At 73.9% G+C, this 15,087-nt stretch carries 14 protein-coding genes; 8 read left to right on the top strand and 6 right to left on the bottom strand.

Features of this window, described 5'->3' with window-relative positions:
• Positions 1-172 precede the first annotated feature (172 nt).
• Positions 173-1,057 carry a DMT family transporter gene (locus ACSNOH_RS02620; RefSeq protein ID WP_436719580.1) on the top strand — a complete coding sequence of 295 codons (885 nt, stop codon included), beginning with the start codon at positions 173-175 and terminating at the stop codon, positions 1,055-1,057.
• Between the two features lie 34 nt (positions 1,058-1,091).
• Positions 1,092-1,619 carry an NUDIX domain-containing protein gene (locus ACSNOH_RS02615; protein ID WP_436719508.1) on the top strand — a complete coding sequence of 176 codons (528 nt, stop codon included), beginning with the start codon at positions 1,092-1,094 and terminating at the stop codon, positions 1,617-1,619.
• Between the two features lie 543 nt (positions 1,620-2,162).
• Here ACSNOH_RS02615 and ACSNOH_RS02610 read toward each other — a convergent pair.
• Both ACSNOH_RS02610 and ACSNOH_RS02605 read right to left on the bottom strand, forming a co-directional pair.
• Positions 2,163-3,089, bottom strand: a complete 927-nt coding sequence (locus ACSNOH_RS02610; RefSeq protein WP_436719507.1) for an NADP-dependent oxidoreductase — start codon at positions 3,087-3,089, stop codon at positions 2,163-2,165.
• Positions 3,090-3,123: 34 nt separating this feature from the next.
• Positions 3,124-4,605 carry an MFS transporter gene (locus tag ACSNOH_RS02605; RefSeq protein WP_436719506.1) on the bottom strand — a complete coding sequence of 494 codons (1,482 nt, stop codon included), beginning with the start codon at positions 4,603-4,605 and terminating at the stop codon, positions 3,124-3,126.
• Between the two features lie 137 nt (positions 4,606-4,742).
• Here ACSNOH_RS02605 and ACSNOH_RS02600 point away from each other — a divergent pair, with 137 nt between their 5' ends.
• From ACSNOH_RS02600 to ACSNOH_RS02580, 5 genes are all read left to right on the top strand, one after another.
• Complete coding sequence (locus ACSNOH_RS02600) at positions 4,743-5,183, top strand: MarR family winged helix-turn-helix transcriptional regulator (RefSeq protein ID WP_436719505.1); 441 nt, start codon at positions 4,743-4,745, stop codon at positions 5,181-5,183.
• Positions 5,184-5,270: 87 nt separating this feature from the next.
• Positions 5,271-6,212, top strand: a complete 942-nt coding sequence (locus tag ACSNOH_RS02595; protein WP_436719504.1) for an MBL fold metallo-hydrolase — start codon at positions 5,271-5,273, stop codon at positions 6,210-6,212.
• Between the two features lie 111 nt (positions 6,213-6,323).
• Positions 6,324-7,346 carry a phosphotransferase family protein gene (locus tag ACSNOH_RS02590; protein WP_436719503.1) on the top strand — a complete coding sequence of 341 codons (1,023 nt, stop codon included), beginning with the start codon at positions 6,324-6,326 and terminating at the stop codon, positions 7,344-7,346.
• A 4-nt stretch (positions 7,347-7,350) separates the two neighbouring features.
• Positions 7,351-8,562 carry an acyl-CoA dehydrogenase family protein gene (locus ACSNOH_RS02585; protein ID WP_436719502.1) on the top strand — a complete coding sequence of 404 codons (1,212 nt, stop codon included), beginning with the start codon at positions 7,351-7,353 and terminating at the stop codon, positions 8,560-8,562.
• A 143-nt stretch (positions 8,563-8,705) separates the two neighbouring features.
• Entirely contained in the window at positions 8,706-9,254 is a 549-nt protein-coding gene (locus ACSNOH_RS02580) for a DUF2165 domain-containing protein (RefSeq protein WP_436719501.1), read from the top strand.
• Between the two features lie 113 nt (positions 9,255-9,367).
• Here ACSNOH_RS02580 and ACSNOH_RS02575 read toward each other — a convergent pair whose 3' ends face one another.
• Entirely contained in the window at positions 9,368-10,465 is a 1,098-nt protein-coding gene (locus ACSNOH_RS02575) for a zinc-binding dehydrogenase (protein WP_436719500.1), read from the bottom strand.
• Between the two features lie 79 nt (positions 10,466-10,544).
• The gene (locus ACSNOH_RS02570; RefSeq protein WP_436719499.1) at positions 10,545-11,963 is read right to left on the bottom strand and encodes an aldehyde dehydrogenase family protein; all 1,419 of its coding nucleotides are present in this window, start codon (positions 11,961-11,963) and stop codon (positions 10,545-10,547) included.
• 228 nt (positions 11,964-12,191) lie between these two features.
• Between ACSNOH_RS02570 and soxR the strand changes: the two genes are divergently transcribed.
• The gene (soxR, locus tag ACSNOH_RS02565; protein WP_436719498.1) at positions 12,192-12,647 is read left to right on the top strand and encodes a redox-sensitive transcriptional activator SoxR; all 456 of its coding nucleotides are present in this window, start codon (positions 12,192-12,194) and stop codon (positions 12,645-12,647) included.
• 28 nt (positions 12,648-12,675) lie between these two features.
• Here the strand turns inward: soxR and ACSNOH_RS02560 are convergent, their stop codons facing one another.
• Together ACSNOH_RS02560 and ACSNOH_RS02555 are read right to left on the bottom strand one after the other, a co-directional pair.
• Entirely contained in the window at positions 12,676-14,118 is a 1,443-nt protein-coding gene (locus ACSNOH_RS02560; RefSeq protein ID WP_436719579.1) for an amidase, read from the bottom strand.
• Positions 14,119-14,235: 117 nt separating this feature from the next.
• On the bottom strand, positions 14,236-14,847 hold the full coding sequence (locus tag ACSNOH_RS02555) for a hypothetical protein (RefSeq protein ID WP_436719497.1): 612 nt from the start codon (positions 14,845-14,847) through the stop codon (positions 14,236-14,238).
• Positions 14,848-15,087: the final 240 nt, after the last annotated feature.

The following is a 15,087-nucleotide window of genomic DNA, read 5'->3' as shown; positions in this document are numbered from 1 at the left end:
CGCCCTACGGACAACAGTTCGATGTGCGGCGGGGCACTCGCGGACGCTGTCGACCGTTGGAGGGGATGGCCGCCCGAAAGAGGGGTACTCGCCCGTCACACCGTCCACAAGGCGGCTATCGTTTTTCTGTCAAGTCCCCTGACGACCTAGTGGTCTTGAGGTGCGCGACGTGATGGTCTTCGCCTTCGCCGTGAGCGCGGCGTGCTGCCTGGGCATCGGCTTCGTCCTCCAGCAGAACGCCGCACAGCGGGCACCGATGAGCGACTTTCTCTCCGTCCGGCTGCTGCTCGACCTCGTCCGGATGCCGCGCTGGCTGGCCGGCATCGGGATGATGGTGTGCGGCATGGTGCTCGGCGCGATCGCGCTGGGGCAGGGCGAGGTGTCGCTGGTCGAGCCCCTGCTCGCGACGAACCTGCTGTTCGCGATGGCCCTCTCCCGCTGGCAGACCCGCCAGCCGCTGGGCCGTTCGGGCTGGGGCGGGCTGTGGCTGCTGGCCTGCGGCGTCGCGGCCTTCATCGTCGCGGGCCGCCCGCACGGCGGCGCCACCGTCACCGACCCGCTGCGGCACTGGCTGCTCATCGGCGTCATGGTGGGCGGCGCGCTCGCGCTGGCTGCGGCGTCCAAGCGGGCGCGGATGAGCGTCGAGGCGCCGCTGCTCGCGGTGGCCGCCGGGCTGCTCTACGGCGTGCAGGACGCCCTGACGCGCGTCAGCGGCAAACGGCTGTCCGAGGACGGCTGGACGGCCTTCTTCCTGAGCTGGCAGCCGTACGGGGTGCTCGTGCTCGGTCTGACGGCGCTGGTCTTCGTGCAGAGCGCCTTCGAGACGGCCCCGCTGCGGATGTCCCTGCCCGCCCTGACCGCGGCGCAGCCGCTGGCCGGGATCGCCTGCGGGGTGGGCTTCCTCGGCGACCGGCTGGACACCTCGCCCGGGGCGCTGGCCTGGGAGGCGGCCGGTCTGGTGGCCATCGTGATCGGCATCGTCCTGATCGGGCGGCATCCGGCGATGCCGTCGGGGACGGCGGAGGTGGACCGGGTGCGCGATCTGCAGCCGCACTGAGCGGTTGCGCCGCCCGCGCTGCTTGGATGGGCGCATGAGCGATCAGACACCGCGGAGGGCGCCGCGGCCCGAGGACGAAGTGCTGGACATCGTCGACGAGCAGGACCGGGTGGTGGGGCAGGCCCCGCGCGGGGAGGCGTACGCCCGCGGGCTGCGGCACCGCTGCGTCTTCGTTCTCGCCCGGGACGGCGAGGGGAAGATCTTCGTCCACCGGCGCACCCCCGGGAAGCTGGTCTTCCCCTCGTGCCACGACATGTTCGTGGGCGGGGTCGTCGGGGCGGGCGAGTCGTACGACGAGGCCGCGCTGCGGGAGGCGGAGGAGGAGCTGGGCGTCTCGGGGCTGCCCGCGCCGACGCCGCTGTTCCGGTTCCTCTACGAGGGGCCGGGGGGATCGTGGTGGTCGGCGGTGTACGAGGTGCGGTGTGACCTGGCGGTCAGCCCGCAGGTGTCGGAGGTCGCCTGGCACGGGTTCCTCTCCGAGGAGGAACTGGAGGAACGGCTCGGCGACTGGGACTGGGTCCCGGACGGCCGAGAGGCGTACCGCCGGCTCCGCTCCCGCTGAGGGGACGGGGTGCCCTACCGGGCGGAGGGGCCCCTGACGGGGCCGGCACATTCGCCCCGCCGCCGCGGCGAGCAACCACCACGCGACCGGACCGGCGGTGCCGGAACCAGCCGCGGCCCGGGACGGCACCGCCGGACACCACCGTCGTGGTCGATCACCGCCGCGGCGGAGAAAGAGTGCGGAGCCCGCACCGCCGGCACATTCACCCCGCCGCCGCGGCGAGCAACCACTACGCGACCGGACCGGCGGTGCCGAAACCAGCCCCCGCCCGGGACGGCACCGCCGGACACCACCGTCGTGGTCGATCACCACCGCGGCGGAGAAAGAGTGCGGAACCCGCACCACCGACCACAGGCATCGGCCGCCGGCCGGCACATTCGCTCCGCCGCCGCGGCGAGCAACCACCACGCGACCGGACCGGCGGTGCCGAACCCAGCCGCGGCCCGGCACGGCACCGCCGGACACCACCGTCGTGGTCGATCACCGCCGCGGCGGGAGGGAAAGTGCGCTCGGCAGAAGTAGAAACGTGGCCCCCCGCTCTGGTCAGTCCACCGTTACTACGATCTTGCCGCGCGTGTGGCCCTCCTCGCTGAGGCGGTGCGCGTCCGCCGTGCGTTCCAGGGGGAAGACCTTCGCCACCTCGACCGTGAGCTTGCCGTTGTCGGCCAGGTCGGCGAGGGCCGTGAGGTCGGACCGGTCCGGGCGGACGAAGACGTAGCGCCCGCCGAGGCCGGTGACGGCCGGGTCGGCGACGGAGGCGAGCCGGCCGCCGTGGCGGAGCAGCCCGGGCGAGACCCGCAGCGCCTCCCCGCCGACGAGGTCGAGCACGCAGTCGGCGCCCTCCGGGGCGAGCGCCCGCACCCGTTCGGCGAGCCCCTCCCCGTACGGGACGGGCTCCGCGCCGAGGGAGCGCAGGTAGTCGTGGTTGCGCTCGCTGGCCGTGCCGATGACGCGCGCGCCGAAGTGGCGGGCAATCTGGACGGCCATGGTGCCGACGCCGCCGGACGCGGCGTGGATCAGCACGGTCTCGCCCTCCCACAGCCGGAGCGCCTTGACCAGGGCCTGGTACGCGGTGAGCCCGGCCAGCGGCAGGCCCGCGGCCTGCTCGAAGGTGAGGGTCTTCGGCTTGTGCGCGAGCGTCCGTACGGGGGCCGCGACGTATTCGGCGAACGTGCCGCGGGAGAGGAAGTCCTCGCGGACGTAGCCGATGACCTCGTCGCCCTCGGCGAACTCGGTGGCGTCGGCGCCGGACCGGACCACGACGCCCGAGACGTCCCAGCCGGGGATGACGGGGAAGACCGCGTCGAGGGCGGGGTCGAGGTAGCCGGCGCGGGCCTTCCAGTCGACGGGGTTGACCGCGGCGGCCCGGACCTTGACCAGGACGGAGTCGGGGCCGACCTTGGGGTTCGGCCGCTCGCCGTATTCGAGGACCTCGGGCCCTCCGTAGGTCCGGTAGCTGATGGCCTTCATGGGTGGTGCTCCTCGCGAGGACGGGTGGGGCGCGTCAGGCGCCGGCGGGTGCGGTCTCAGCGTCCGCCGCGGCGGCGTGGGCCGCCACTTCGGCGCGCCGGGCGTGGATCTTCCGCAGGCCGAGCCCGGCGACGAAGGCGACCAGCAGGAACGCCGCGCCGGCGATCACGAACGTGAGTGTGAACTGGCTCTCGGCGGGCAGCTTCGGCGCGCCCGGCGGCAGGTGCTCAAGGCTCTTGGAGGCGAGCACCGTGGTGATCATGGCGCTGCCGATGGCGCTGCCCGTGGAGCGGGAGATGGAGTTGATGCCGTTGGCGATGCCGGTCTGCCGGGGCGGGACGCTGGCGACGATCACGGCGGGCATGGCCGCGTAGCCGAAGCTGATGGCGGCGCCGACGAACATGCCGGCGGCGACGACGGAGACCGTGTGCTCGTGGTCGAGCGCGATCCACACGAAGCCGGCGGTGCCGATGAGGGAGGCGAGCAGCAGGACGAGGCGGGGGCCCTTGTGGCGGACGAGCTGGCCGCCGACGGGGGCGGCGAGCAGCGACACGATGGTGCTGGGCAGCAGGTACTCGACGGAGGCGCGCAGGACGCCGGCGGAGAACCCGTAGCCGGCGATCTTCTCCGGCATCTGGACGAGGTAGGACACGCCGATGAAGAGGGCGAAGGAGCCGAAGCCGACGAGGAGGCCCGCGATGTTGGCGAAGAGCACCGGGCGGTGGGCGAACATCTTCATGTCGACCAGCGGCTCGCGCACCGTGCGCTCGACCAGCGTCCAGACGGCGGCCATCACGACGGCGCCGGCGAAGCAGCCGAGGGTGCGGCCGGAGGACCAGCCCCACTCGTGGCCCTGGGTGATGGGCAGCAGGAGCAGGACGAGGGTGGCGGCCAGGCTGAGCGCGCCGAGGACGTCGGTGCGGCCGCCGGTGGTCTCGCGGGTGGCGGGGACGAGGAGGACGACGGCGAGGAGCGCGAGCGCGGCGAGGCCGGTGGCCAGCCAGAACGCGCTGCGGTAGTCGGGGTCGTCGCCGGAGGTGAGCAGGCCGGTGGCGACGAGGGCGAGGCCGCTGCCGAAGGCGAGCGTGCCGCTGACCATGGCCATGGCGCCGGGCAGCTTCGCGGGGCGGATCTCCTCGCGCAGCACGGAGAGCGCGAGCGGGAAGATCGCGGTGGCGGCGCCCTGGAGCACGCGGCCGACGATCAGCCAGAGCAGGGAGTGCGTGACGGCGGCGAGCACGGAGCCGGCGACCATCACGACCAGCACGCCGACCAGGGTCTTCTTCTTGCCGTGCTGGTCGCCGAAGCGGCCGAGGAGCGGGGTGAAGACGGCGGCGGAGAGCAGGGTCGCGGTGGTGACCCAGCTGACGTTGGCGGGGGTGGTCTCCAGGTCGTTCTGGATCAGGCCGAGGATCGGGACGACCAGGGTCTGCATCATCGACACGACCATGGCGGCGAGGCTCAGGGCGAAGACGATGACTGTCTCGTTGCGCGGAGAAGCCTGTGACGAGCTCAAGGGGAATCGGATCCTTCTGGTTACTTCACGACGTTGATGCTTGAGATCGTCAAGCAACTCGGCCCACCGTAGGCCGGGATACTTCAGGTAGTCAAGTTAATGTTTTATTACCTCAACCTCTTGAGTACACTCGAGCCATGACCGCCACCGCATCCCCGGCCCCGACCAAGGCCCAGCTCCTGGAGCTCGTCGCGGCGCTCGGCACCGCCCAGTGGCAGGACTTCGCCGCCGCCGCTGCCCGGCACGGCCTCACGTCCGTCCAGGCCAAGCTCCTCGCCCAGCTCAAGGGCCCCGTGCCCATGCGCAAGCTCGCCACGCTGCTGGTGTGCGACGCCTCCAACGTCACGGGCATCGTGGACCGCCTGGAGGCCCGCGGCCTGGTGCGCCGCGAGCCCGACCCCGCCGACCGCCGCGTGAAGAACGTCGTCGCCACCGACGAGGGCCACGAGACCATCCGCCGCGTCCGCGCCGAGATGCAGGCCACCCACAGCGCGCTCGACACCCTCGACGAGCAGGAGCGCACCACGCTGTACGGCCTGCTGGAGCGGCTGCGCCCGGGCATGGAGCACCGCGGCTGACGCCCTGCCCGCCACCGGCCCCCGCGCCCGTATTCTGACGGGCAGTCCGTTCCGCGCGGCCCGCGCGGAGGCAAGGGGAGGTCTTCCATGTGCAGCACGAGCCCGGTCGCGTCCGTCGGTACGGAGCCGGCCGAGCCCTACACCGTCCGCCTCGCCCCCGGGGTCACGGCCTTCGTCCAGCCCGACGGCGGCTGGTGCCTGAACAACGCGGGGATCGTGACCGGCGGCGGCCGGACGGCGCTGATCGACACCACGGCCACCGTCCGCCGGGCGCAGCTGCTGCGCGACGCCGTGACGGACGCCGGCGCGCCCCTGCCCACCACGATCGTCAACACCCACCACCACGGCGACCACACCTACGGCAACTGCGTCTTCCCCGAGGCGACCGTCGTGGGCCACGAGGAGTGCCGCCGCCAGACCCTCGCCGCGGGTCTGCAACTGCACGGCATCTGGCCCGGGGTCGAGTACGGCGACGTGCGGATCACGCCCGCCGAGGTCACCTACACCGACACGCTCTCCCTGCACGTGGGCGACACCGAGGTCCGGCTGATCCACCCGGGCCCGGCGCACACCACCGGCGACACCATCGCCTGGCTGCCGGAGCAGCGCGTCGTCTTCACCGGCGACCTCGTCTTCAACGGCGGCACGCCCTTCCTCCTGATGGGCTCCCTCGCGGGCTCGCTGCGCTCCCTGGAGGTCCTGCGCGAACTGGACGCCGAGACCGTCGTACCCGGCCACGGCCCCGTCACCGACCCCGGCGCGTACGACGTCCTCGAACGCTACTTCCGCTGGCTCCAGGACCTGGCCCGCACCGAACACGCCGCCGGCCGCACCCCTCTGGAGGCCGCCCGCGCCGCCGACCTCGGCGAGTTCGCCGGCCTCCGCGAGAGCGAACGCCTGGTCGCCAACCTGCACCGCGCCTACGCCGAACTGGAGGGACGCCCGCTGGGGGAACCGCTCGACCTGGCGGCCGTCGTCGCCGACATGATGACGATGAACGGCGGCCGCCTGATGACCTGTCACGCGTAGGGACGCAGCGCGCACGGGAACGAGGCGGCGGTGCCCTCTGGACGGCATACCGACCGGTCGGCATGATGGCCCGCGGACTTGGTGGGCTACTGCCCTGACGAGGAGCGTGCGATGAGCAACGGTAATCCTCCCGGACTCGATCCGGAGCGGCTGCGGGAGCATCTGGAGCGGGAGCGGCCCGGGCTCGTGCGGGGGCCGCTGGCGGCCGAGCTGATCGAGGGGGGACGGTCCAACCTCACGTACGCCGTGACCGACGGCGTGGGCCGGTGGGTGGTGCGCCGTCCGCCGCTCGGGCACGTGCTGGCCACCGCGCACGACATGCGGCGCGAGCACCGGGTGATCAGCGCGCTGCACCGGACGCCGGTGCCCGTGCCCGGGGCGGTGCTGCTGTGCGAGGACGAGAGCGTGCTCGGGGCGCCGTTCTACGTGATGGAGTTCGTGGACGGCACGCCGTACCGGACGGCCCGGCAGCTCGCCGCGATCGGGCCCGAGCGCACGCGCAACGTGGTGCTCGGGCTGGCCGACACGCTGGTCGGCCTGCACGCCGTGGACCCGGTCGCCGTCGGCCTGGCCGGTTTCGGGCGGCCGGACGGCTTCCTGGAGCGGCAGCTGCGGCGCTGGGGCAAGCAGCTGGAGGCGTCGCGCAACCGCGAGCTGCCCGGCATCGACGCCCTGCACTCCGGCCTGGCCGCGGCGCTGCCCGCCTCCCCCGCCGCCACGGTCGTGCACGGCGACTACCGGCTCGACAACGTCCTCATCGGCGCGGACGACACGGTCGCCGCCGTCCTCGACTGGGAGATGTCCACGCTCGGCGACCCGCTCACCGACCTCGGCCTGCTGGTGATGTACAGCGAGCAGGAGCCCGTCCCCGGCTCCCCCATCAGCACGACGCGCGAAGCCCCCGGGCACCCGGAGCCCGCCGAGCTCGTCGAGCGCTACGCCGCCGCGTCCGGGCGCGACGTCTCCGCACTGCCCTGGTACACGGCCTTCGCGTACTTCAAGCTCGCCGTGATCCTGGAAGGCATCCACTACCGCTACACCCTCGGGCAGACCGTCGGCGCGGGCTTCGACCGCATCGGGCAGCTCGTCCCGCGCTTCATCGACAACGGACTCACCACCCTGCGGAAGGGCTGACGCCATGGACTTCGCCTTCGACGCCCGCACCGAGGAACTGCGCGGCCGGCTGCTCGCCTTCATGGACGAGCACGTCCACCCGGCGGAGGCCGTCGCCGAGGAGCAGCGGGCCGCCCTGGCCGACCCGTGGACCGCGCCCCCGGTCGTCGCCGAGCTCCAGGCGGAAGCGCGGCGCCGGGGGCTGTGGAACCTCTTCCTGCCGGACCGCGAGTACGGCGCCGGGCTGACCAACCTGCAGTACGCCCCGCTCGCCGAGATCACCGGCCGCAGCCCGCAGCTGGCCCCCACCGCCCTCAACTGCGCCGCCCCCGACACCGGGAACATGGAACTGCTCGCCCAGTTCGGCACGAAGGAGCAGCGCAAGCGCTGGCTCGAGCCGCTGCTCGACGGCCGGATCCGGTCGGCGTTCGCGATGACGGAGCCCGACGCCGCCTCCTCCGACGCGACGAACATCGGGACCCGCATCGAGCGCGACGGCGACGCCTACGTCATCACCGGCCGCAAGTGGTACATCTCCGGTGCCATGAACCCCGCTTGCGAGATCTTCGTCGTGATGGGGAAGACCGACCCGGACGGGGCCGACCCGCGGCGCCAGCAGTCCATGGTGCTCGTCCCGCGCGACACGCCCGGCCTGGAGGTCCGGCGTGCGATGAGGGTCTACGGCTACGAGGACCACTACCACGGCGGCCACGCGGAGATCGTCCTCGACCGCGTACGGGTGCCGGTGGCGAACCTCGTCGGCGAGGAGGGCGGCGGCTTCGCGATCGCCCAGGCGCGCCTCGGCCCCGGCCGCATCCACCACTGCATGCGGCTGATCGGGATGGCCGAGCGGGCGATCGAGCTCATGTGCCGGCGCGCCCTGGACCGCACGGCCTTCGGCAAGCCGCTGGCCGGGCAGGGCGTGGTCCAGCAGTGGATCGCCGACTCGCGGGTGGCGGTGGAGCAGCTGAGGCTGCTGGTGCTGAAGACGGCGTGGCTGATGGACACCGTGGGCAACCGGGGCGCGCACACCGAGATCCAGGCCATCAAGATCGCCACTCCGCGGACGGTCGTGGACATCCTCGACAAGGCCGTCCAGCTGCACGGGGCGGCGGGTGTGAGCCAGGACTTCCCGCTGGCGGAGCTGTGGGCCGCGGCACGGACCCTGCGCCTGGCCGACGGGCCGGACGAGGTGCACCAGCGGTCGCTGGCGCGGCGCGAGCTGCGACGGTACTAGTACGACCCGGCCGTACGCCCCGGCCGTACGAGCGCGACGCGCGCGCCCGCCGCCGCGGGTGCGGGCACAGCATCGTGCAGGCGCCGCGTACCCGCCCTGCCCTGCGGGAAGAGATCCGGTACGGGGCAGGGAGGGAGGTCATCATGGCCACCGGGTGGAAGGGACGCAAAGACGCCGTGCGGCTGGGAGGGCTGCCGTTCGCGGCGGCCGCCCTGACCGCCACCGCCGCGCTCTACATCGCGCTCGTCGCCTTCGGCAACATCACCGACTTCGGCACGAACCGGGAGTTCGTCCGGCACGTCCTGTCGATGGACACCACCTTCCAGGACGACGACCTGATGTGGCGGGCCGTCACCGACCGCACGCTGCAGGACATCGCCTACGTGGCGATCATCATCTGGGAGTCACTGGCGGCGGTCGTGCTCGTGGCGGCGACAGTGCTGTGGGTGCGCGGCCTCACGGCGCGCGGCGGGGGCTTCCGGCGGGCGCGGCGGCTGAGCACGCTGGGTCTGGTGATGGTCCTGCTGCTGTTCGGCGCGGGCTTCATCGCGATCGGCGGCGAGTGGTTCGCCATGTGGCAGTCGCAGAAGTGGAACGGCCTGCAGGCCGCCGGGCGGAACTTCCTGCTGGCGGGGTTCGTGCTCGTGCTGATCCACCTGCCGTCTCCGCAGTGGCACTCCCCCGAAGGCTGACACCCCGGCCAGGACCGACCGCCCAGGGCCGACCAACCGAGCCGACCGACCCGTACGGGCCGACCCGCCGGGACGACCGGCCGACCCGCCCGGACCGGCCCGACGCCCGCCCCCTACGCCCCCGCTCCGGAGAACACCACCAGCGACCGCCCGCCGCGCCCCGCGAGCATCGCCTCGAACGCACCCGCTATGCCGTCGAGACCGATCCGCGCCGTCACCAGCGCGGAGAGGTCGAAGCGGCCCGCGCGCACGTGCCCGGCGATCACCGGCAGGTCCTTCGCCGGGTCGCTGTTGCCGTAGACGCAGCCCGAGAGCGTGCGCCCGAAGTGGAAGAGCTCCAGCGCGGAGAACGTCACCTGCTGGTCCATGCCGCCGATGCCGACGACCGTCGTCCGCCCGCCCTTGCGCGTCGACGACCAGGCCGTACGGATCGCGTCCGCCCGCCCCGCGCATTCGATGGCGACGTCCGCGCCCCACCCTCCGGTGAGCCTGCGGACGGTCTTGGCCGTGTCGGCGCCCGCGACGACGAAGTGGGTGGCGCCGGCGGCCCGGGCCAGCCCCTCCTTCGCCGGGGAGACGTCCACGGCCACGATCGTGCCCGCGCCGGCGATCCGCGCGGACTGCAGGGTGGCGAGCCCGACGCCGCCCACGCCGTAGACCGCGACGGACTCGCCGGCGCGCACCTTCGCGGAGTGGTGCACGGCGCCGTAGCCGGTGAGCACGGCGCAGCCCAGCAGGGCCGCTTCGACCGGCGGGATCCCGAGAGGAAGCGGAATGGCCGCATCCGCCCGGACGACGGTCTCCTCGGCGAACACGGCCGTGCCGAGGCCCGGGTAGAGCGACCGGCCGTCGGCCGCGAGGGTCGCGTACGGGACGGCGGCGGCCGCGGCGGAGCCCGCGCACAGCCAGGGCTCGCCGATCCCGCAGAAGTGGCAGCCGCCGCAGGAGGGCGCCCAGTTGAGGACGACCAGGTCGCCCGGCGCCACGTGGGTCACCCCCTCGCCGACCGCGGTGACCCGGCCCGCGCCCTCGTGCCCGAGGACGGCGGGCACGGGCTGGCGCAGCGTCCCGTTGGACAGGGAGAGGTCGGAGTGGCACACGCCGGCGGCGGCGAGGCGGATGCGCACCTGCCCGGGGCCGGGCGCGGGCAGGACGATCTCGGCTATCTGCAGGGGAGCACCCACGGCGGGCAGTACGGCGGCGCGGACCATGCCATTCCTCTCGACGGGCGGTGACGGCGGGCGTGAGGGGAGCGCGGGCGGGGGGGGTGCGGGGCGGCGGCTCCGGGCGTCAGAACTGCAGCGACTTGGTCTGGAGGTACTCCCCCAGCCCGTGGACGCCCAGCTCGCGTCCGACGCCCGACTCCTTGTAGCCGCCGAAGGGCGCGAGGATGTTGAACCCGCCGCCGTTGATCTCCACCTGCCCGGCGTCCAGGCGCCGCGCGAAGGCGGCGGCCTCCTCCGCACCGGCGGCCCAGACCGCGGCGGCCAGGCCGTAGACCGTGCCGTTGGCGATCCGTACGGCCTCGTCCTCGTCCTCGTACTTGATGAAGGAGAGCACGGGCCCGAAGATCTCCTCCTGGGCGATGGTCATCTCCGGCGTGACGTCGGCGAAGACGGTCGGGCTGACGAAGTAGCCCTTGTCGAGGCCCTCGGGGGGCGTCGCGCCGCCGGCGACGAGGCGCGCGCCCTCCTCCACGCCCTTGTCGATGTAGCCGCGCACGCGCGCGTGCTGCTCGGCGTTGACGAGCGGGCCGACGCGGACCCCGTCCTTCGTGGGGTCGCCGGGCACGAAGTCCGCGACCGCGGCGGCGGCCAGGGAGACGGCCTCCTCGTACGCGTCGGCGTGCACGAGCGTGCGGGTGAGGGCGTTGCAGGACTGGCCGGTGTTGCGGCACACGTCGGCGACGTTCGCGGCGATCGCCTTGGCGAGGTCGGCGCCGGGCAGGATGACGTTGGCGGACTTGCCGCCCAGCTCCAGGGCGACCCGCTTGACGGCCGCGCCGGCCACCGCGCCGATCCGCTTGCCCACGGCCGTGGAGCCGGTGAAGGAGACGAGGTCGACGCCGGGGTGCTCGGCGAGCGCCTGCCCGGCCACCGGCCCGAGCCCGGTCACGAGGTTGAAGACGCCCGCGGGAATCCCGGCCGCGTCCACGCACTCGGCGAAGAGCTGCGCGGTCAGCGGAGTGTCCTCGGCGGGCTTGAGGACGATCGTGCACCCGGCGGCCAGCGCCGGGGCGACCTTGGACACGACCTGGTGGAGGGGGTAGTTCCAGGGCGTGATCGCAGCGACGACGCCCACGGGCTCGTGGAGCACGGTCGAATTGCCGATCCGCTCCTCGAAGGGGTGGCTCGCGGCGAGCTCGGCGTACGAACCGGCGACGGCGATCGGCAGCCCGGTGTGCACCCGCTGGGCGAAGCCCTTCGGCGAACCGAGCTCGGCCGTGACCGTGGCGGCGATCTCCTCCTGCCGTGCGGCGAGCGCGTCGCGCAGGGCGGCGAGGTGTTCGCCGCGCCGCGCGGGCGGGGTGGCGGCCCAGCCCGGCAGGGCCGCGCGTGCCGCCCGGACGGCCGCGTCCACGTCCCGGGCGTCCCCGGCCGGGACGGTGGCGATGACCTGCTCGTCGGCCGGGTTCACGACCTCGATCGTGCCGGTGCCCGCGGCGGGTCGCCAGGCTCCGTCGATGTACATGCCGTCGTGCGCGCTCACGGGTCTTCTCCTCGCCAAAAGCGGAACCGGATCGGAAGAGCTGCGAACAGCTCGGAACAGCTCGTACCACTCGAACATCTCGTACCACTCGTACAGCTCGAATGACTCGGGCAGCTGCGGAAAGGCCCACGCTAGCGCCGCCCCCACCGGCCCTGCCAGAGCGCGCCCCCCGTGCCGGTGTGGCCGTCGTCTCAATGCCCGCAGCCGCCGGTCACGTAAGGTCTAGCCGTGCCGCAGATTTCGTACACGCTCCAGGAACTGACCGTCGGCCAGCTGTCCGCGCGCAGCGGCGCGGCGGTCTCGGCGCTGCACTTCTACGAGACCAAGGGCCTGATCAGCAGCCGCCGGACCTCCGGCAACCAGCGCCGCTACGACCGTGACGCCCTGCGCCGCGTGGCCTTCATCCGGGCCGCGCAGCGGGTCGGCATCCCGCTGGCCACGATCCGCGAGGCGCTCTCGGAGCTGCCCGACGAGCGCACCCCGAACCGGGAGGACTGGGCCCGGCTGTCCGAGGCCTGGCGGGGCGAGCTGGAGCAGCGCATCAAGCAGCTGACGCGGCTGCGGGATCACCTGGACGACTGCATCGGCTGCGGCTGCCTGTCGCTGGAGACCTGCGCGCTGTCCAACCCGGATGACCGCAGCGGCCTGCGGGGAGCGGGTTCGCGCCTGCTGGTCGAGCGCTGAGGCGGGCCGCTCCCCGGCCCCCGGGGCCTCACCACAGGGCGGGCCTCCGCCCGGCCCACGGGCGGGCCTCCTCCAGCTGGGCGGCGAGCGAGATGAGCCCGGCCTCGTCGCCGTAGCGGCCGCCGAGCATGATCCCTACGGGCAGGCCTTCCGCGGTCCAGTGCAGCGGCACGCTCACGGCGGGCCGGCCGGTCGCGTTGTACAGCGGGCAGAAGGGCGTGAAGGCGGCGATGTCCGCGAACTCCCGCTCCGGGTCGTCGTCGTTGCGCAGCGCGCCGACGGGCACCGGGAGCCGGGCGAGGGTGGGCGACAGCAGCACGTCGTAGCCGGTGCCGGGGGCCTGAAGAGTGTCCTCGACGAGCTGGGCGATACCGCGCATCCGCTGCAGGGCCCCGGCGAACTCCGTGCCGGTGACGCGCGCGCCGCGCTCGCGCAGGTGGCGGGTGAGGGGCAGCAGCAGCTTCTCGCCCTCCGGCGGCACGGGCAGCACCGCCGCCACCACGTCCCAGACGGTGGTGAAGGCGCGGGCCAGGCTCTTGTCCTGCGGGAGCGTCAGCTCCTCCACCTCGTGGCCGAGCTCGCGCAGCAGGTCCGCCGTCTCCTGCGCGGCGCGCCGGCACTCGGGGTCGAGTTCCACGCCGGGAACGGGCGCCTCCGTGAGGTGGGCGACGCGCAGGCGGCCCGGGGCGCGGCGCGCGTGCCCGGCGAAGGTCTCGCCGGGCGGCAGCGCGGGCGCGGTGTACGGGTCGCCGGGCATCGGCCCCGCGAGCACGTCGAGGAGCGCGGCGGCGTCGGCGACCGTACGGGCGAGGGGCCCGTGCGTCATCAGGCCCGTCACGTCGTGCAGGACGGGGCCGGGGCTGACCCGGCCGCGGCTGGGCTTGATGCCGAACAGGCCGCACGCCGAGGCCGGGATGCGGATGGAGCCGCCGCCGTCGCTGGCGTGCGCGAGGGGCGCGAGCCCGGCGGCGACCGCGGCCGCCGCCCCGCCGCTCGATCCGCCGGCCGAGCGGCTAAGGTCCCAGGGGGTGCGCGCGGGCGGCACGAGGTCGTTCTCGGTGTGCGCGGGCAGGCCGAACTCGGGGGTGTTGGTCTTGCCCAGCAGGATCGTTCCGGCTGCGCGCAGCCGCGTCACGACGTGATCGTCCGCCGTCGCCACGTTGCCGGCGTACGCGGCCGAGCCCATCGTCCAGCGCACGCCGGCGACCTGGGTGAGGTCCTTGACCGGCACGGGCACGCCGTGCAGCGGGGGCAGCGCGCGGCCCTCGCGCCGGGCCGCCGCGGCCGCGCTCTCGGCGTCGGCCGCCTGCTTGCGCGCCGTCTCGGGGGTGACGGTGACGAACGCCCCGACGGTGGCGTCCAGCCGTCCGATGCGCTCCAGGTAGTGCTCGGTCAGCTCGACGGGCGAGACCTCGCCCGCCCGCACCGCCGCCCCCTGTTCCAACGCGGTCAGGTCGTGCAACTGCGCCATGCCGTCCGCCTCTTCTCGCGCACCGGTGGGTCCGTGCTGCATCCTCGCACCACCGGCGGACGGCGGACACCCCCTTCCCGGCCTCCTCGGCATCTCCTCCCCGCACCGCGGCCTCCCTCACACCGCCGCGTAACGGTCCTCCAGCACCCGGCGGCGGGCCGCGGCCAGCGCCCCCGGGGTGAGCACGGGCGCGGGCACCACGATGCCGCAGTCCGCGCAGACGGGGCCCTGCGCGGGGCAGCGGTCCAGGTCGGGGCGCCACTCCAGGCGGTCCTGGGCGCAGACGGGGCAGACGTCCCCGGGCTCGGACTCCATCGCGGTGATCACCCGGCGCAGCACGTCGGAGAGGCGCGCGGCCGGGTAGACGCCGGGGCTCACGCAGGGCACGATGTCGCAGCCGCCCCAGGTGTTGCGGTGCCAGGCGTCGACGGCGGCGGGCTGCCGGATGCCGTCGTGCTTCTCGCGCTTGCGGCGGTCGGCGAAGGACGCCTCGTAGGCCAGCCAGACCGCGCGGGCCTCCTCCAGCTCGGCGAGCGCGACGAGCAGCCCGGCCGGGTCGGGGGCCCGGTCGGCCGGGGCGATGCCCGCCAGGTCGCACAGGTGGTGCCAGGTCGCCCGGTGCCCGTACGGGGCGAAGCGCTCAAGACACTTGCGCAGGGAGGTCCGCCGCAAGGCGATGGTGTTCCGTGGATTGCGCACCTCTCGTGCGAGTGCTCTGAAACCTGCCACTGCATCCCACCTCCGACAGCGCGGACTCGGATCGACATGGAAGGGACGTAACTCATCGCCATTCGGATCCATCGGCCGCGGTGTGCGGCCGACTCCGCTCTGCTACCCCGAAGTCGCGCCGGGATGTGGAACCCGGTTCATTCGGCGCGGTTCGTTCGGCGCGCGGGCGCGCGACCGGCCGGGATGCGCCGCTGTTCGCGGGAGGCGCGGCCGGGCCGGGGGCGGGGCGGGCCGCCGCAG

Origin of the sequence: Streptomyces sp. URMC 127 (assembly GCF_051386535.1) — a bacterium.
Lineage (GTDB): Bacteria > Actinomycetota > Actinomycetes > Streptomycetales > Streptomycetaceae > Streptomyces.
Note: the sequence above shows the minus strand (reverse complement) of the source record. Positions and strands in the feature narration are given on the sequence as shown.